This window comes from Phytomonospora endophytica (assembly GCF_014202425.1).
GTDB classification, from domain to species: Bacteria; Actinomycetota; Actinomycetes; order Mycobacteriales; family Micromonosporaceae; genus Phytomonospora; species Phytomonospora endophytica.
Genome location: NZ_JACHGT010000010.1, coordinates 30,150 through 46,774, shown reverse-complemented (window position 1 = coordinate 46,774; position 16,625 = coordinate 30,150). Strand labels below are relative to the sequence as shown.

At 70.6% G+C, this 16,625-nt stretch carries 16 protein-coding genes; 11 read left to right on the top strand and 5 right to left on the bottom strand.

Features of this window, described 5'->3' with window-relative positions:
- Nucleotides 1–42: 42 nt before the first annotated feature.
- Complete coding sequence (locus HNR73_RS22630; RefSeq protein WP_184789594.1) at nt 43–1,278, top strand: serine hydrolase domain-containing protein; 1,236 nt, start codon at nt 43–45, stop codon at nt 1,276–1,278.
- An 80-nt stretch (nt 1,279–1,358) separates the two neighbouring features.
- Here the strand turns inward: HNR73_RS22630 and HNR73_RS22625 are convergent, their stop codons facing one another.
- Together HNR73_RS22625 and HNR73_RS22620 are read right to left on the bottom strand one after the other, a co-directional pair.
- A complete protein-coding gene (locus HNR73_RS22625; protein WP_184789593.1) occupies nt 1,359–1,862 on the bottom strand; it encodes a hypothetical protein in 504 nt (167 codons plus the stop codon).
- 150 nt (nt 1,863–2,012) lie between these two features.
- Complete coding sequence (locus tag HNR73_RS22620) at nt 2,013–3,140, bottom strand: FAD-dependent monooxygenase (protein ID WP_239122215.1); 1,128 nt, start codon at nt 3,138–3,140, stop codon at nt 2,013–2,015.
- Nucleotides 3,141–3,230: 90 nt separating this feature from the next.
- Here HNR73_RS22620 and HNR73_RS22615 point away from each other — a divergent pair, with 90 nt between their 5' ends.
- From HNR73_RS22615 to HNR73_RS22605, 3 genes are all read left to right on the top strand, one after another.
- Nucleotides 3,231–3,923 carry a TetR/AcrR family transcriptional regulator gene (locus tag HNR73_RS22615; protein ID WP_184789592.1) on the top strand — a complete coding sequence of 231 codons (693 nt, stop codon included), beginning with the start codon at nt 3,231–3,233 and terminating at the stop codon, nt 3,921–3,923.
- A 265-nt stretch (nt 3,924–4,188) separates the two neighbouring features.
- Nucleotides 4,189–5,613, top strand: coding sequence for a basic amino acid/polyamine antiporter (locus tag HNR73_RS22610; protein WP_184789591.1), 1,425 nt, complete (start codon nt 4,189–4,191; stop codon nt 5,611–5,613).
- A 25-nt stretch (nt 5,614–5,638) separates the two neighbouring features.
- On the top strand, nt 5,639–6,898 hold the full coding sequence (locus HNR73_RS22605) for an arginine deiminase (RefSeq protein WP_184789590.1): 1,260 nt from the start codon (nt 5,639–5,641) through the stop codon (nt 6,896–6,898).
- 7 nt (nt 6,899–6,905) lie between these two features.
- Here HNR73_RS22605 and HNR73_RS22600 read toward each other — a convergent pair whose 3' ends face one another.
- On the bottom strand, nt 6,906–7,163 hold the full coding sequence (locus HNR73_RS22600) for a hypothetical protein (RefSeq protein ID WP_184789589.1): 258 nt from the start codon (nt 7,161–7,163) through the stop codon (nt 6,906–6,908).
- 335 nt (nt 7,164–7,498) lie between these two features.
- Here HNR73_RS22600 and HNR73_RS22595 point away from each other — a divergent pair, with 335 nt between their 5' ends.
- Nucleotides 7,499–7,921, top strand: coding sequence for a pyridoxamine 5'-phosphate oxidase family protein (locus tag HNR73_RS22595; RefSeq protein ID WP_184789588.1), 423 nt, complete (start codon nt 7,499–7,501; stop codon nt 7,919–7,921).
- Nucleotides 7,922–7,933: 12 nt separating this feature from the next.
- Here HNR73_RS22595 and HNR73_RS22590 read toward each other — a convergent pair whose 3' ends face one another.
- Together HNR73_RS22590 and HNR73_RS22585 are read right to left on the bottom strand one after the other, a co-directional pair.
- A complete protein-coding gene (locus HNR73_RS22590) occupies nt 7,934–9,121 on the bottom strand; it encodes a serine hydrolase domain-containing protein (protein WP_184789587.1) in 1,188 nt (395 codons plus the stop codon).
- A gap of 75 nt (nt 9,122–9,196) precedes the next feature.
- Nucleotides 9,197–10,135 (bottom strand): LysR family transcriptional regulator, encoded by a 939-nt coding sequence (locus HNR73_RS22585; protein ID WP_184789586.1) that lies wholly within the window; start codon nt 10,133–10,135, stop codon nt 9,197–9,199.
- Nucleotides 10,136–10,206: 71 nt separating this feature from the next.
- On the opposite strand from HNR73_RS22585, the gene HNR73_RS22580 reads away from it, so the two are divergent.
- The 6 genes from HNR73_RS22580 to HNR73_RS22555 all read left to right on the top strand — a co-directional run bounded on the left by HNR73_RS22580 (nt 10,207) and on the right by HNR73_RS22555 (nt 16,623).
- Nucleotides 10,207–10,893, top strand: coding sequence for a succinate dehydrogenase cytochrome b subunit (locus HNR73_RS22580; protein WP_184789585.1), 687 nt, complete (start codon nt 10,207–10,209; stop codon nt 10,891–10,893).
- Nucleotides 10,890–12,830, top strand: a complete 1,941-nt coding sequence (locus HNR73_RS22575) for a fumarate reductase/succinate dehydrogenase flavoprotein subunit (protein ID WP_184789584.1) — start codon at nt 10,890–10,892, stop codon at nt 12,828–12,830. Before HNR73_RS22580 ends, HNR73_RS22575 begins: the two co-directional genes overlap by 4 nt.
- Entirely contained in the window at nt 12,827–13,576 is a 750-nt protein-coding gene (locus HNR73_RS22570) for a succinate dehydrogenase/fumarate reductase iron-sulfur subunit (protein ID WP_184789583.1), read from the top strand. Before HNR73_RS22575 ends, HNR73_RS22570 begins: the two co-directional genes overlap by 4 nt.
- A gap of 110 nt (nt 13,577–13,686) precedes the next feature.
- Nucleotides 13,687–14,271: a GNAT family N-acetyltransferase gene (locus tag HNR73_RS22565; RefSeq protein ID WP_184789582.1), complete on the top strand. Its 585-nt coding sequence runs from the start codon at nt 13,687–13,689 to the stop codon at nt 14,269–14,271.
- A 101-nt stretch (nt 14,272–14,372) separates the two neighbouring features.
- A complete protein-coding gene (locus HNR73_RS22560) occupies nt 14,373–15,608 on the top strand; it encodes a hypothetical protein (protein WP_184789581.1) in 1,236 nt (411 codons plus the stop codon).
- Between the two features lie 43 nt (nt 15,609–15,651).
- Nucleotides 15,652–16,623: an ABC transporter substrate-binding protein gene (locus HNR73_RS22555; protein ID WP_184789580.1), complete on the top strand. Its 972-nt coding sequence runs from the start codon at nt 15,652–15,654 to the stop codon at nt 16,621–16,623.
- The last annotated feature ends 2 nt before the right edge of the window (nt 16,624–16,625 follow it).

Sequence of the window (16,625 nt, the reverse complement as noted above, 5' to 3'; positions counted from 1 at the left end):
ACCCGACTTCCACCGATCGACCACTGAGCGAGGAGATCCACCATGACGAACGACAACGGCTTTTCGAAGACCGGACTGACCAAACTGCACGACCTACTGGCGCGGCGAGTCGCATCCGGGAAGATCCCGGGCCTGGTCGCGCTGGTCAGCCGCGGCGGGGAGACCCACGTTGAGGTACACGGGACGATGCACCACGACGGTGGCGCGCCGACGAGCCGGGACACGATCTTCCGGATGGCATCGACGACCAAGCCCGTCGCGGTCTCGGCGACGATGGTGCTGCTGGACGAGTGCCGGTTGCGGCTGGATGACTCGGTCGTGGAGTGGCTCCCCGAGCTGGCCGACCGCCAGGTGCTCACCGACCCCAACGGTCCACTGGACGACACCGTGCCCGCGGCGCGTCCCATCACCGTGCGGGACCTGTTGACCTCGACCTTCGGGCTCGGCATCGACATGACCGCACGGGAATCCCCGTTCCTGGGTGCGCTGTTCGAGAAGGGCGTCTACGGCCAGGAGGACGGCTGGATGCTGCCCGGGTGCGACCCGGATGAGTGGATGCGACGCCTGGGCACCATGCCACTGCGATACCAGCCCGGCCGGCGCTGGCAGTACCACATCAGCGACGACGTGCTCGGGGTGCTGGTCGCCAGGGTGACAGGCCGGCCGTTCGAGGAGTTCCTGCGGGAGCGCATCCTCGACCCGCTGGGCATGAAGGACACCGGTTTCCACGTCCCCGCAGGCAAGATCGACCGCTTCGGGCCGCTGTACGCTCCCAACGCCGAGACCGGAGAATTCCACGTCGAGGACAAGGCCGTGGGCGGACACCACGACCGGCCGCCGGTGTTCCCGTCCTGCGGTGGCGGACTGGACTCCACCGCCGACGACTACCACGCCTACTTCCGGATGCTCCTCAACGGCGGCGTGCACGACGGCGAGCGGATCCTGTCCAAGGCGGCCGTGGAACTGATGACCACCAACCGCCTCACCCCCGAGCAGCTGGCCGACCGCGTGGAATTCGGTCGCAGCCTCGCTCACCTGGCGCACGGCCTGGGACAGCACGGCGGCTGGGGCTTCGGTATGGCGGTGCGCACCTACCGCAACGACTACGCGCCCGTCGGCCAGTTCGGCTGGGACGGCGGAGCGGGCACCACCGCCTACGCCGACCCGCACAACGGGCTCACCGGCATCCTGCTCACCCAGGTCGGCATGTCCAGCCCGGACTCGGCCCTGCTCATCAACGACTTCTGGACGACCCTCTACCAGGCCATCGACGACTGACACCGCACCCGATCACACCGGCACCCGTGCGCAGCGGCCATCGAACCGATGGCCGCTCCACGGCGTTCTGGTGGAGACGATCACGACGGCGGAGCCGACAGGTGATCGACCCAGGACCCGGTCGTGGCGTCCGGGTCGGGGGTGGGTGCCAGCAGCGGGGTCAGCACGAGGACCCAGGCGCCGTCGCCTCGCGGGTTGAGCGGCAGGGCGTACGTCGAGCCCACCGCCAGGGGATCCACGTCCTCGACCAGCCAGGTGTCCTTGCCGTCGGTGCCGCCCGTCTGCTGCACGAGGATGTGCCCGGTCGCCGAGCCCTTCAAGGAGTCGGTGACGGTGACCTCGAAGACCGTGTGGGGCGGTGTACCGCCGTCGTGATGGAAGTCGGCGATCCCGGTGACGGTGGCGATGACGACGGCCTCGGAGTGGGCGACGACCTTGTCGGGGTCGGTGACGTCGAAGGCGAAGGAGGCCTCGACGGTCGTGGTCTCCCCCGGCCGGAGTCGTTCGAAGGCGAGCCAGCCCACTGCCGCCAGGGCGATCGCGACGATCCCTCCGAGCAGTGATCCGACCTTGCGTTTGCGCATGCTCGCCCCCACCGTCGCGGAGGGCTCGGCGAACCCTCGCGTCCATGAGACGCGGGGTCCGGCCTCAAGGGTCCCGATGACGCGGCATCCTCTGCCCGGCGACGGTCGCGGGTGGGCCGGGCCCGTACGCCTGGGCCCGGCCCACGGCCCTCAGGCGGCGATCGGCGGCGTCCACTCGTAGGCCGAGCCGATCGAGCGCATGCTCATCGAGATCGGCGTCATCCCCGCGACGGCGTCGCGGACCAGCACGGCCGCCGGGTTGCCGACGGTCAGCATCCGGCCGAGCCTGCCCGAGGCCGCGGCGATCCGCTGGGTGCGGGGGCGGCGCTGTGCGTCGTAGTCGGCCAGGTCGCGGACCGCCGCGAGCACCACACCGTCCTCGATGGCCAGGCAGGCGCCCTGTCCGATGTCGGGGGTCACGGCGTGCGCGGCGTCGCCGAGCAGCGCGACCTTCCCGGCGGTGAAGGCCGCCAGCGGGTCGCGCAGGTAGTGCACGTCGTGCCGGATCATGTTCGCGACGGGGGTCGCGGCGAGCAGTTCGGGGATCGGGCGGTGCCACCCTGCGTAGCGCTCGGCGAGCGCGGTGACGTCGTGCCGGGGTCGTGCGCCCTCCGGGGCGTTCTCCATGGCGTACCAGTAGACGCGGCCGTCGGCGAAGGGCACGGTGCCGAATCGGCGTGCGCGCCCCCAGGTCTCGCCGATGCGCGGGGCGACGTCGATGCCACGGGCGGCGTCGGCGGGCACGATCCCGCGCCAGACGGTGTATCCGGCGTAGGAGGGGCCGGGGTGGGCGGGGAACAGGTGGGCGCGCACCCGGCTGCGCACGCCGTCGGCGGCGACCACCAGGTCGGCCCTGCGCCGGTGCCCGCCGACGGTGAACTCGCCGTCGGGGGTCACGTCGGTGACGGTCGCGCCGGTGTGCAGCGGCACGTCGCCGATGGCGTCGCGCAGGATTCGGTGCAGTTCGGCGCGGTGCAGGGAGTAGAGGGGGGTGCCGTAGCGGCGTTGGAGCATGTCGCCGGGCACTCGGGTGAGGGTGCGGCCGCCGCGGGTGCGGACTTCGAGGCCGTCGAGGCGCATCGCGACGGCGTCGAGGGCTGCGGCCAGTCCGATCGAGGCGAGGGCTTTGACGGCGTTGGGGGCGATGGCGACGCCGGCGCCGACCTCGCCGAGGGTGTCGGCCCGTTCGAATACCTCGACGTTCCAGCCGGCCCTGCGCAGGGCGACCGCCGCGGTGAGCCCGCCGATGCCGCCGCCGATGATCGAAGCGTCCATCATGAACCTTCCGTTAGAGGGGCTAACGTACGTTAGAGACTCTAACAGGCGCGAGATGGTCTATCGTTGCCTCGGTTCGAGGAAGGGACACCGATGGCTCAGGACAGGCGCGCCCGCCAGCGCGAGGCGATGCTCGCCGAGATCCGCACGACCGCCCGCACGCTGCTCGTGGACAAGGGCGGCGAAGCGGTCACCGTCAACGCCGTCGCCCGCGAGATGGGGCTGTCGGGCCCGGCGATCTACCGCTACTACAGCGGGCACGACGAACTCGTCGGCGCCGTCACGGCCGACTTCTACGCCGAGCTGACCGCCGTCATCGACGCCGCTCGCGCAGGCGTCCCCGCCGCAGAGCACCGCGCGCGTCTCTTCGCGATGTGTCGCGCCATGCGGGCCTGGGCCATCACCCACCGGCCGGAGTTCGGCTGGATGTTCGCCCGTCCCGTCAACGCCGCCGACCTCGACCGCGACTCGCTCCGCCAGACCGTCGGCCGCGACTTCGAGCGCCCCTTCTTCGAGGAGACCGCCGCCATCTGGGAGACCGCGCCTTTCCCCGTCCCCGCCCTGGCCGACCTCGATCCGAGCCTGCGACGACAGCTCCGTGCCAACGCCGCCGCCATGGGCGGACGCCTGCCGCCCGAGGCCGTGCACGTGTTCCTGGGGCTGTGGATCCGCCTCTACGGCCTGCTGTGCATGGAGGTCCTGCACCAACTCGACTTCGCCTTCACCGACGCCGAGCCGCTCTTCGAGGAGTGCCTGGAGGAGGCCGCGCACAGGCTGGGGCTCTGAGGGCGTCACCGGGAGCGGGGGCTCCGGAGCCGGAACGGCGCCCGGCCCGCGTGGGCGCGCCGGGGCGCCCGAGACCCGGCAGTGCGCCCGCCGTCCACGAAGGACCCCGCCGTCGGCGGGAGTCGTGATGAGGACGGCGACGACGGGCCGAGATCGGCGCATCGCACACCCCGGCACCCGGTGGATCGAGCAGCTTCCCGATTTCAACGCGTAACGCGCAATACGGGATAAAATGACTCCACTTCAACTGGGGAATCGAGTCCATATGGCCCACGAAGCTCCCGGCGGCGGGACCGTCAAGCTGTCACTGCCGACGCTCACCGCGCTCGTCGTGGGCTCGATGGTCGGTGCCGGCGTCTTCTCGCTTCCCGCCCGCTTCGGCCAGGTCACCGGCGTCGCGGGCTCGCTCATCGCGTGGGTCGTCGCCGGCGCCGGCATGCTCATGCTGGCGCTGGTCTTCCAGACCCTCGCGATCCGGCGTCCCGCGCTCGACGCGGGCGTCTACGCCTACGCCAAGGCGGGCTTCGGCGAGTACCTGGGGTTCTTCGCCGCGATCGGCTACTGGGCCAGCGCGTGCGTCGGCAACGTGACCTACTGGGTCCTGATCATGTCCACGGTCGGCGTGCTCGCGCCCGCGCTCGGCGACGGCGACACGATCCTCGCGGTCGCGCTGTCCTCGGTCGGCCTGTGGGCCTTCTTCTTCCTCATCAAACGCGGGGTCAAGGAGGCGACGGCGATCAACCGGATCGTCACCGTCGCCAAACTCGTGCCGATCATCGTCTTCGTGATCCTGGCGCTGTTCTACCTCGACCCGCGGGTGCTGGCCGACAACTGGGGCGGCGCCGACTACGCCGGATCGCTCTTCTCCCAGGTGCGCGGGACGATGCTGATCACGGTCTTCGTGTTCCTCGGCGTCGAAGGCGCCAGCGTCTACTCACGACACGCCCGCCGCCGCGAAGACGTCGGGCGTGCCACCGTCCTGGGCTTCCTCAGCGTCTTCGCCGTCTTCGCCTCGGTCACGATCGTCTCCTACGGCATCCTCCCCATGGCCGAGATCGCCGAACTGCGCCAGCCGTCCATGGCGGGCGTGCTCGAAGCCGCCGTCGGCACCTGGGGCAAGGTCTTCGTCAGCATCGGCCTGATCATCTCGGTCCTCGGCGCCTACCTCGCCTGGACCCTCATGGCCGCCGAGGTCCTGTTCGTCGCCGCCAAGGACCACGACATGCCGCGCTTCCTCGCCCGCGCCGACCGCAACGACGTCCCGGTGCCCGCGATGGTGCTGACCACGGCCCTGAGCCAGGTCGTCCTCGTCCTGACGCTGTTCTCCGCCGACGCGTTCAACTTCGCCCTCGACATGACCAGCGTCCTGTCGCTCATCCCGTTCCTGCTCGCGGCCGCCTACGCGCTGCGCATCGCGGTGGTGCCCACGGACGGCACCCGGCGCGGCGGGGAGATCATCGTCGCCGGACTCGCCACGCTCTACATCGCGTTCCTGCTCATCGCCGCCGGCCTTGAGTTCACGCTCCTGTCGCTGCTGCTGTACGCGCCCGCGACGATCCTGTTCGTCATGACCCGGCGCGAACAGGGCCGCCGGGTCTTCAGTCCCGCCGAGGCGGTCGTCTTCGCGGTCGTCGCCGCCGGAGCCGTCGTCGCGGTCGTCACCTTGGCCACCGGAGCGGTCACGCTCTGAAAAGACCCGACGAGAGGCTCGCATCATGACCGGGAACCAGGCAGCGCCTGCGACGCACGGGGTCCACTCCGAGGTCGGGCGCCTGCGGAAGGTGCTCGTCTGCGCGCCGGGTCTGGCACACCGCCGCCTGACGCCCACCAACTCCGACGACCTGCTCTTCGACGACGTTCTGTGGGTCGACAACGCCCAGCGGGACCACGCCGACTTCGTCAACAAACTCACCGCGCGAGGCGTCGAGGTCGTCGAACTGCACGCGCTGCTCGCCGACACCCTGCGCGTGGCCGGCGCCCGCGACTGGCTCCTCGATCGCAAGATCGTGGCCGACGAGGTCGGCGTCGGCCTCGTCGAACCCACCCGCGAGTTCCTTGAGACCCTGGATCCGCAGAAGCTCGCCGAGTACCTCATCGGCGGCCTCGCCACCGGCGACCTGCCCGAGGAGTTCCGGCCCCCGTACATCGCGCTCGCCCGCGAGGGCACCGGCATCCGCGAGTACCTCATGCCGCCGCTCCCGAACACCCTCTACACCCGCGACACGACCTGCTGGCTGTACGGCGGCCTCACGCTCAATCCCCTGTACTGGCCCGCCCGGCACGGCGAGACCCTGCTGATGAAGGCGGTCTACCGGTTCCACCCCGACTACACCGGCAGCCGGATCTGGTGGGGCGACCCCGAACGCGACTGGGGACAGGCGACCTTCGAAGGCGGCGACATCATGCCCGTCGGCAACGGCGTGGTGCTCATGGGCATGAGCGAGCGGACGTCGCGGCAGGCGATCACCCAGGTGGCCGCGGCCCTGTTCGCCGAAGGCGCCGCCGAGCGCGTCATCGTGGCCGGGATGCCGAAACTGCGGGCGGCGATGCACCTCGACACGGTCTTCACCTTCGCCGACCGCGATGTGGTGACGCTCTATCCGGCGATCGTCGACGGCATCCACTCCTTCACGCTGCTGCCATCGGACAAGGCACCGGGCCTCGACATCGTCGACGAGGGCGACAGCCGCTTCACCGACGTCGTGGCGGGCGCGCTCGGCCTGCCGAAGCTGCGGATCATCGAGACCGGCGGCGACGCCTACGCGAGCGAACGCCAGCAGTGGGACAGCGGCAACAACGCCGTCGCGGTCGAGCCGGGCGTGGTCTTCACCTACGACCGCAACACGCTGACGAACACGCTCCTGCGCAAGGCCGGGATCGAGGTCATCACGATCGTCGGTGCCGAACTCGGGCGCGGGCGCGGCGGGGGCCACTGCATGACCTGCCCGCTGGTGCGCGACCCGGTGTCCTACTGAGACACCGCTACTCCGGGTCGACGCTGGGGATGTCGAGCGGCTGCCACGACAGGATCGTCAAGGTGACGGCGTCGGGGTTGGCGCGGCGCAGTTGCGCGGCCAGCAGGTCAACATCGGCCGGAGTCGCGATGGGGCCTTCGGTCTGCGTCGTCGTCGACTGGAGCCGCCACGGGCGGGCCGGGTCCACCACAGGACCGGCGACCTCGACGAAGAAGGCCACGTAGTAGGTGTACGGACCGGTGGACGGCGTCGTCTGGTGCGGCATGATGTGTGGTTCCTTCCTGGGGCTGAAAGGCGTCCACAGCAAGGCCGTAGGACTGCCTAGATCGTAACGGTTGGTGATTTCGCGCGTGCGCGTCGTCCGGACCGAGCAGTCTACGACGTCGCCTCGGCGAGGGCACGTTGGTCGACCCGGCCACGGTTCCGCAGGTCGGCCCAGAGGGCGGGTGGGGTCGCGGTGCCGAGGGCGGGTGGGGTCGAGCCACCGACGTCCCGCCGCCGAGCCGTCCGATCAGTGTCCCTTTTGTTCCGTGCGGCAGTGGCGCGGCCGCGCTTTGGCTAGGTTGCCCCCATTCGTTCACCGTCCACATCGGAGTGACCATGGCAACCCTGTTCACCGACGCCGAACTCGCCTACCTGGGCGCCCACCGGCTCGGCCGCCTCGCCACCGTCGGCGCGGGCGGCACACCGCACGTCGTGCCCACCCTCTACCACTTCGACACCGCGAACGGTTCCTTCCGCATCGGGCAGGGCCCGCTGGAGGGACGCGGCCAGCAGCGCCTCTACGTCCGCCACGTCGCCGCCAACCCGCGTGCCGCGTTCGTGATCGACGACGTGGTCACCGATCCCGACTACGCCCCACGCGGCATCAGCGTCAAGGGCACCGCGGTGGTCCACACCCAGGGCGGCGAGGCCTTCGGCCCCGAGTTCGGTCCGCAATGGGTCGAGGTGGTCCCCGACTGGGTCTCCTCCTGGGGCATCGACACGGGCTCCTACACCCCCGCCGTGCCCCGGAAGGCCTGAGACACGGGCCTTCTAGTCGTCGAGCGCCTGGTACACCGAGGTCCAGAAGTCCGAGACGACCGGTGGGGCGCTCGACGAACTGAACATGCGATTGGTGAGCAGGACCCCGGTCAGCCGTTCGCGCGGGTCGTTCTTCCAGGAGGTGCCGAGCCCGCCGTCCCAGCCGTACTGTCCCTCCGAGACCGTCGGGCCGAGCCGTCTCGTCGCGACCGCGACGCCGTAGCCCCAGCCGTATCCGGCTTCGAGGATGAAGTCCCCGGCGGCCTGTTCGGGTGTCAGGTGGTTTTGGGTCATGTCCGCCACGGAGGTCCGGCCGAGCAGCGGGCGGCCGCCGGCGAGGAGCATCCGCGCGAAGGCACCGAAGTCCTCCACGGTCGACACCAGATCACCGCCACCGTCGGGGAAGACGGCCGGCTCGGCCCACTTGCTGTCGGCCGGGTCATCGTAGAGGGTCAGACCGCCGCCCTCCGGGTCCTCCCAGTAGACGCCGGTCAGCCGGTCCCGCCGCTCCGCCGGCACGTGGAAGCCGGTGTCCTTCATGCCCAGCGGGGTGAAGATCCGCTCGTTCAGGAACTCCGCGAACGGCTGTCCGGAGGCCCGGGCGATCAGCACGCCGAGAACCGCGCTGCCCGAGTGGTACATCCACTTCTCGCCCGGCTGGTGCATCAGCGGGAGGGTGCCCAGCCGCCGCATCCACTCGCCCGGCTCGGGCACGGACCCGAGCTTCGGGGGCCCGACGGCCACGCCGAGACCGCTCGCGGCGTCGAGGATCGGGTAGGTGCCGGGCGCGGCGAACAGCGCCCCGAAACCGAAGGTGAAGGTCAGCAGGTCCCGCACGGTCACCGGCCGCGAGGCCGGGACGGTGTCGCTCAGCGGCGACGTGAGGCTCCGCAGCACCTTCCGCTCGGCGAGCTCGGGCAGGAGTTCGTCGACCGGGTCGTCGAGGCGGATGCGGCACTCCTCGACGAGGATGAGCGCGGCGACCGCGGTGACGGGCTTGCTCATCGAGGCGATGCGGAAGATCGCGTCGAGGCCGAGTGGTTCGCCGCCGATCACGGGTGAGCCGACGGCGCCGTGGTGGGTCTCGCCGCCGCGGCTGACGATCCAGGCGGCGCCGGGGACACCGCCTTTCTCAACGTGTCCGGTCACCGCCTCTTCGATGCGGCCGAGGCGGTGGGCGGCGAATCCTCCAGAGCTCATCGACGGTCTCCTTCGTGGTCGGAGCGTGGTTCGGTGGTCGGATTCAGGCTAGTGGCCGGCTGTGACAAAACGGACTCAGCGGTTCTCCCGGAACACGCTCGGATCCCGGGAGACGCCCGAGAGCGGTTCGGCCTCGGCGACGTGGGCCAGCAGGGTCGCACGCAGCGCGGCGGCGGCGTGGCTGAGCGGCGATTCGCGGCGGTGGGCGAGCGCGACGGTCCGGCCGATGCCGGGTGGTGCCAGGGGTGTGGCGCGCAGGCGGGGTCGGCCGGCGAGGACCATGCCGGGGACGACGGCGACGCCGAGTTCGGCCTCGACGAAGCCGAGGACGGTGTCCATCTCGCCGCCTTCGACGACGAAGCGGGGTTCGAAGCCTTCGCGGCGGCAGGCCTCCAGGGTGGCGTCGCGCAGGTCGTAGCCCTTGCGGAACATGACGAGGGGCCGGTCGAGGAGGTCGGCGATGCGCAGGGGTCCGCGGATCTCCTCTTCGCCCGCGGATACCACGACGAGGCTTTCGCGGAGGATCGGTTCGGCGAGCAGGGCGGGGTCGGTGCCCTGCTCGGGGAGGATGATCAGGGCGAGGTCGAGTTCGCCGCCGGTGAGGTGGCGCACGAGGTCCTGGGAGCCGCTCTGTTCGACGTGCAGTTCGACGCCGGGGTGGGCGGCGCGGAAGCGGCGCAGCACGGGTGGGACCAGGGAGGCGGCGAGGCTCGGGGTGGCGCCGAGGCGGACTCGTCCGCGTCGCAGGCCGACGAGTTCCTGCACTTCGCGGCGGGCGGTGTCGGCGTCGGCGAGGATGCGGCGGGCGATGGGCAGCAGGATCTCCCCGGCCGGGGTGAGTGCGACGCCACCGCGCTCGCGGTGGAAGAGCGGGGCCCCGAGGTCCTCTTCGAGGGTGTGAATCTGCTTACTGAGGGTCGGCTGGGCGACGCCGAGGTCGGCGGCGGCGCGGGTGAAATGTCGGTGTTCAGCTGCGCTAACGAAATATCTGAGGTGCTGGATCTGCACCTTCATAGCTTATAGCTATCGCCAAAGGAAAAAACGAGCATTGGACGAATGAATCGGGTCCTCCTAGCCTCAGCCTTATGGATCTAGCTACCCGCCGCGTGACCCGCTCGACGGTCGGCAAGAAGGCCGTCATGGCGGTGACAGGTGTCGCCATGGTGCTGTTCCTGCTGCTGCACATGCTGGGCAACCTCAAGATCTTCGTGGGCGCCGAGGACTTCGACCACTACGCGCACTGGCTGCGCACGATCGGCATGCCGGTGCTCCCCGAGACCTGGTTCCTGTGGATCCAGCGCGTGGGACTGCTCGTCGCCGTGATCGCCCACATCTGGTCGGCGACCTCGCTGGCGCTGCGCGCCCGCGCCGCCCGCCCGGTCAAGTACGCCCACCGGCGCCCGGTCAAGGGCAGCTACGCCGCCCGGACCATGCGCTGGGGTGGCGTGATCATCGTGCTCTTCGTCGTCTACCACATCCTCGACCTGACCACGGGACATCTCAACCCGGTCGGCGACAGGGCGCACCCGCACGCCAACGTGGTCGCCGACTTCGCACCCGAACGCTGGTACGTGACCCTCTTCTACGTGCTGGCCGTCGTGGCCTTGGCGTTCCATCTCCGGCACGGCGTGTTCAGCGCGCTGCGCACCCTCGGGCAGCACACCCAGTCGGGTGAGCGCCGCGCGAGGTTCTTCGCGCTGGCCGTCGCGGTGGTCATCGCCGCCGGCTTCCTGTCCGTACCCATCGCCGTCACGACGGGAGTGATCCAGTGACCCTGTACGTAGAAGGCGACCCGGTCGCCGACACCAAGGCCCCCGACGGCCCCATCGAGACCCGCTGGGACCGCCACCGCTTCGAGTCGAAGCTGGTCAACCCGGCCAACCGCCGCAAGCGCACGATCATCGTCGTGGGCACGGGCCTGGCCGGAGGCGCGGCCGCCGCCACACTCGGCGAGGCCGGGTACCACGTGAAGTCCTACTGCTACCAGGACAGCCCGCGCCGGGCGCACTCGATCGCCGCGCAGGGCGGGATCAACGCCGCCAAGAACTACCGCAACGACGGCGACTCCATCCAGCGGCTCTTCTACGACACCGTCAAGGGCGGCGACTTCCGCTCGCGGGAGTCGAACGTGTACCGGCTCGCCCAGGTCTCGGTCGAGATCATCGACCAGTGCGTCGCGCAGGGCGTCCCCTTCGCTCGCGAGTACGGTGGCCTGCTCGACAACCGCTCCTTCGGCGGCGCGCAGGTGTCGCGGACCTTCTACGCGCGCGGCCAGACCGGCCAGCAGCTCCTCCTCGGTGCCTACCAGGCCCTGGAGCGCCAGGTCGCCGCCGGGACGGTCGAGATGCACGCCCGCCACGAGATGCTCGACCTGATCGTCGTCGACGGCCGTGCCCGCGGCATCGTCGTCCGCGACCTGGTCACCGGCGAGATCGCCACCGACTTCGCCGACGCCGTCGTGCTGGCCTCCGGCGGCTACGGCAACGTGTTCTTCCTGTCGACCAACGCCAAGGGCTGCAACGTCACGGCGACCTGGCGCGCGCACCGTAAGGGCGCGCTGTTCGCCAACCCGTGCTTCACGCAGATCCACCCGACGTGCATCCCGCAGTCCGGGGATCACCAGTCGAAGCTGACGCTGATGTCGGAGTCGCTGCGCAACGACGGCCGCGTGTGGGTGCCCAAGGAGAAGGGCGACCCCCGCAAGCCCGGCGACATCCCCGAGGGCGAGCGCGACTACTACCTGGAGCGCATCTACCCGTCCTTCGGCAACCTGGTCCCCCGCGACATCGCCTCCCGTGCCGCCAAGAACGTCTGCGACGAGGGTCGCGGTGTCGGTCCCGGTGGGCTCGGCGTCTACCTGGACTTCGCCGACGCCATCGAGCGTCTGGGCAAGGACGCGGTCTCGGCGAAGTACGGCAACCTCTTCGAGATGTACGAGCGCATCACCGGGGAGGACCCCAACGAGGTGCCGATGCGCATCTACCCGGCCGTGCACTACACGATGGGCGGGCTGTGGGTCGACTACGACCTGCAGTCGACGATCCCGGGCCTGTTCGTGACCGGTGAGGCGAACTTCTCCGACCACGGCGCCAACCGCCTGGGCGCCTCGGCGCTCATGCAGGGTCTCGCCGACGGCTACTTCGTGCTCCCCAACACGATCAGCGGCTACCTGGCGGAGAACAGCAAGCTGGAGCCGGTCGGGGCCGACCACCCGGCGGCCGTGGAGGCCCGCTTCGCCGTGGAGCGGCGGGTGGCGCGTCTGCTGAACATCGACGGCGACCGCACGGTCGACTCCTTCCACCGCGAGCTCGGCCGGATCATGTGGGACTACTGCGGCATGGAGCGCACCGACGAGGGCCTGCGCAAGGCCATCGAACTGATCCGCGGGCTGCGTGACGAGTTCTGGCGCCGGGTGAAGGTCCCCGGTTCGGCCGACGACCTCAACCAGGCCCTGGAGAAGGCCGGGCGGGTCGCCGACTTCTTCGAGCTGGCCGAGCTGATGTGCGTCGACGCCCTGCACCGCACCGAGTCGTGCGGCGGGCACTTCCGGGGCGAGAGCCAGACCCCCGAGGGCGAGGCGCTGCGCGACGACGAGAACTTCAGCTACGTCGCCGCCTGGGAGTGGTCGGGTTCGGAGGCCCCTCCGGTGCTGCACAAGGAAGAGCTGAACTTCGAGTACGTCCACCTCAGCCAGCGGAGCTACAAGTGAACCTGACCTTGCGCATCTGGCGCCAGACCGGCCCCGCCGACAAGGGGCGCATGGTGAAGTACCGGGTCGAGGACGTGTCGCCGGACATGTCCTTCCTGGAGATGCTGGACATGCTCAACGAGCGGCTCACGCTCGACGGTGACGAGCCGGTCGCCTTCGACCACGACTGCCGTGAAGGCATCTGCGGCATGTGCAGCCTGATGATCAACGGGGCGGCGCACGGTCCGGAGCGAGCGACGACGACGTGCCAGCTGCACATGCGGCACTTCGCCGACGGCGACACCATCGACATCGAGCCGTGGCGCGCGCGAGCCTTCCCCGTGGTCAAGGACCTCGTGGTGGACCGCACCGCCTTCGACAAGATCATCCAGGCCGGCGGGTACATCTCGGCGGCGACGGGCACCGCGCCCGACGCCCACGCCGCGCCCGTGCCGAAGGCCGACGCCGACGCCGCCTTCGAAGCGGCGACCTGCATCGGCTGCGGTGCTTGCGTCGCGGCCTGCCCGAACGGTTCGGGGATGCTGTTCACCGCCGCGAAGGTCACGCACCTCGGCCTGCTCCCGCAGGGGCAGCCGGAGCGTCGTGAGCGGGTGCTGAACATGGTCGAGGCCCACGACGACGCCGGTTTCGGCGGCTGCACCAACACCGGTGAGTGCACCGCGGTCTGCCCGAAGGGCATCCCGCTGACCGCCATCGGCCAGCTCAACCGCGACTTCCTGAAGGCGTCGACGACCTCGGCTCGCTGACGACCGTGTAGCGCACACGGCCCCGGTCCTTTGCGGCCGGGGCCGTCTCGTGTCCCCGCCCGGCCCGACTCTAACTCCTCAAGGCATGGTTGCCTGTTAGCCTCTGGGGCATGAGCGGCGCGAAGTCGGAGCAGACCGTCCGCGTCGAACCCGCGGTGGCCGGGCTTTGGCCGGATGTGGTCACGGTGATGGGCACCCGCGGGGATCCCGCATCGTGCTGGTGCCAGTTCTTCCGACTGCGGGGGCAGGCGTGGCACGACGCCACCAAGGCGGAGAACAAGGCGGCCCTGTGCGAGCAGGTCGAATCCTCCCCCACTCCCCCGGGCGTCCTCGCCTACCGCGACGACGAGCCGGTGGGCTGGTGCGCCGTCGGCCCCAAGCGCGACCAGCCACGGCTGCTGGCCTCCCGCCTGAGCGCCGGCGAGGTCGCCGGGATCTGGTCGGTGACCTGCTTCGTCGTCAAGGTCGGACACCGCCGCCAAGGCATCGCCGGCGCCCTCCTCACCGGCGCGATCGCACTGGCCCGCGCCCAGAAGGCCACCACGGTCGAGGCCTACGCCGTCGACGCCTCGGTCCGCACCTCGGTGTCGGCCGCCGAACTCTTCCACGGCCCCCTCACCCTGTTCACCGAGGCCGGATTCACCGAAGTGGCCAGGCCCTCACCGACGCGGGCGGTCGTCCGGCTCGACCTCTGACCGACCGCGCCCCACCACACCGGGCGCGCAGGCCCTATCCTCGCGTGCATCGTCGCCGCGACCGGAGACCACCGCGCGGCAAGGAACATGGGGGACACGACATGGACGCCACCCAGCTGATCGTCATCGGTACCGGCGGCGTCCTCATCGCCGCCTTACTGCTCGCGCCCTTCGTGCCGGGCCTGCGCCGGATACGACTCCGCCGCATGTACCCGCCGTTTCGCGCCTGGTCCGCCCGGCTCCATCCCGACTCGCCGCATCAGGCGAGCGCGGGCCGTCGCGTCTCGCGCGATCTGCCCGACTCCTCGCGCGGGGCGGTCGTCGTCCGCACCGGCCATCGCGGCCGCCTGGTGCGCGACATCGACCTCGACTGGCGGGTGTCGCGGCCCCTCGCGCCTGTCGTGTACGCCGACGGGACGCCGGTGTCGTGGGGCTGGGGCGAGACGCGCGTGGAGCTGCCCGCGGGCAGGCACCTGATCGCCGTCGGCACCAGTCACTCGCGCTCCTACCGGGAAGTGGACGTCGAGGCGGGCGCGGTCACGGTGCTGCGTCACGCGTCCCTGCTGAGCAACGGCGCCCACGATCACCACAAGCCCGACGCGTCGGCGACCGGTGTGGAGTTCGTCGTCGAGAAGGGCTGGAGCGGGTTCTCCTGGACGGCGCTGATCGTCGCGGCGCTGCTGGCCCTGTTCACGGCACTGGAGTGGTCGATTCTCAGCGGCGCGTCACCGGCCGGGGACATGTGGGGCGTCATCGGCGTCGCGCTCGCGATCGTCGCCGGGATCGCGTTCGTCGCCTACGTGACCGTGCGGGTCGTCACCGAGATGCGCAAGGAGTCGCGCCCGGCGGTGCCGGTACCGGCACCGCCGGCGCTCCTGGTCCGCGACCAGGACTTCCCCGCCGCCGTCGAACCGCCGGCGGGCTGGTCGCTGATCGATCTCTGGTTGCGTTACGAGCTGGAACGCCTGCCACGCGAGGATCTCCGTGCGCTCGCCGGTGGCCGTCTCGGCCCGTGGCGGTGGTGGCGGGCGCGCACGATCGGTGAGCCACGGCCGCCGCGGTACCGGGCCTGGATTCCCGAACCGACGGTCAGCGTCGACGGGAACCCGGTGCGCGCGGGATGGACGCGCTGCTCGCTGGCGGTGCCGCCGGGCGAGCACGAGGTCGTGGTCACCGTGGACGGTCCGCCCGGATCGCCGGGCGAGGGTGTGACCTCGGTGCGGAAGGTGTCCACCATGGCCGGTGCCCGCGCGGAGGTCGAGGTGGTCGCCGACGTGCTCGCGGTGTCGCGCGCCGACGGGCCGGGACTGGCGCGTTTCGAGGTCTCGATGCGTTGACAGGCCACGAAAGCCGATCTAGGACTTAGGTTACGCTAACCTAATGCGACGCCCCCATCGCCTTCTCCTCGCCGCCTTCGGCGCGACGTCCCTGCTGGTCACGACCGCCTGCGGCGCCGCCGGGCAGGCCTCCGACGAGGACGCCAGGAAGCTCCCCGCCCCCGTCTCCGTCGAGCACCGCTTCGGCACCACCACCCTCGACACGGTCCCCGAGCGCATCGTCACGATCGATCTCCAGTGGACCGACGTGATGTTGTCGATGGGCGTCGAGCCCGTCGGCTACTCCGTCGACACCCTCATGCCCGAGACCGGCGTTCCGTGGGAGACCATCCCGGAGGGCGCGACCGCGCTGTCGCTGACCGACGGAGTCCCGGTCGAGCAGATCCTCGCCCTCGACCCCGACCTCGTCGTGGCCTCCTTCTCCCTCACCGACCAGGCGACCTACGACCTGCTCTCGGCCCGTGTCCCCACCATCGCCGGCCCGCCCGACGCCGACACCGTCATCCCCTGGCAGGAACTCGTCGGCACCGCCGGAAAGATCCTCGACAAGACCGAACAGGCCACGCAGGTCGTCTCCACCGTCGAGGGACAGGTCGCCGCGACAGCGGCCGAACTGCCCGGCCTCGCCGGCAAGACCTTCGTGCTCGCCCAGTACGTCGTCGGCGACGGGCTCACCGTCGTCGCCGACGAACAGGACGGCTCCAGCCTGTTCTTCCAGCAGCTCGGCATGACACTCCTCCCCGAGGTCAAGGCCGAGGGCGAACGCACCGGCGACGCGCGGATCCAGCTGAGCACCGAGCGCATCGACCTCCTGCGCGGCGACCTCCTCGCCTTCCTCATCAACGGTGGCGACGAGAGCGACCTCGCCGACATCCCGGGCTTCGGCGAGCTGCCCGGCACCGTCGCGCTGCTCGACTACCCGACCATCGTCGGCCTCAACACGCCCTCACCCCTGTCACTGCCCTACTCGCTCACACAACTGCGGCCGCACCTCGACACCGCCGCCGCGGCCTGACC

What these genes read in the sequence shown, in the direction of transcription:
- HNR73_RS22630 (WP_184789594.1), top strand. Translation starts at nt 43, where the DNA reads ATGACGAACGACAACGGCTTTTCGAAGACCGGACTGACCAAACTGCAC.
- HNR73_RS22625 (WP_184789593.1), bottom strand. Translation starts at nt 1,862, where the DNA reads ATGCGCAAACGCAAGGTCGGATCACTGCTCGGAGGGATCGTCGCGATC.
- HNR73_RS22620 (WP_239122215.1), bottom strand. Translation starts at nt 3,140, where the DNA reads ATGATGGACGCTTCGATCATCGGCGGCGGCATCGGCGGGCTCACCGCG.
- HNR73_RS22615 (WP_184789592.1), top strand. Translation starts at nt 3,231, where the DNA reads ATGGCTCAGGACAGGCGCGCCCGCCAGCGCGAGGCGATGCTCGCCGAG.
- HNR73_RS22610 (WP_184789591.1), top strand. Translation starts at nt 4,189, where the DNA reads ATGGCCCACGAAGCTCCCGGCGGCGGGACCGTCAAGCTGTCACTGCCG.
- HNR73_RS22605 (WP_184789590.1), top strand. Translation starts at nt 5,639, where the DNA reads ATGACCGGGAACCAGGCAGCGCCTGCGACGCACGGGGTCCACTCCGAG.
- HNR73_RS22600 (WP_184789589.1), bottom strand. Translation starts at nt 7,163, where the DNA reads ATGCCGCACCAGACGACGCCGTCCACCGGTCCGTACACCTACTACGTG.
- HNR73_RS22595 (WP_184789588.1), top strand. Translation starts at nt 7,499, where the DNA reads ATGGCAACCCTGTTCACCGACGCCGAACTCGCCTACCTGGGCGCCCAC.
- HNR73_RS22590 (WP_184789587.1), bottom strand. Translation starts at nt 9,121, where the DNA reads ATGAGCTCTGGAGGATTCGCCGCCCACCGCCTCGGCCGCATCGAAGAG.
- HNR73_RS22585 (WP_184789586.1), bottom strand. Translation starts at nt 10,135, where the DNA reads ATGAAGGTGCAGATCCAGCACCTCAGATATTTCGTTAGCGCAGCTGAA.
- HNR73_RS22580 (WP_184789585.1), top strand. Translation starts at nt 10,207, where the DNA reads ATGGATCTAGCTACCCGCCGCGTGACCCGCTCGACGGTCGGCAAGAAG.
- HNR73_RS22565 (WP_184789582.1), top strand. Translation starts at nt 13,687, where the DNA reads ATGAGCGGCGCGAAGTCGGAGCAGACCGTCCGCGTCGAACCCGCGGTG.
- HNR73_RS22560 (WP_184789581.1), top strand. Translation starts at nt 14,373, where the DNA reads ATGGACGCCACCCAGCTGATCGTCATCGGTACCGGCGGCGTCCTCATC.
- HNR73_RS22555 (WP_184789580.1), top strand. Translation starts at nt 15,652, where the DNA reads ATGCGACGCCCCCATCGCCTTCTCCTCGCCGCCTTCGGCGCGACGTCC.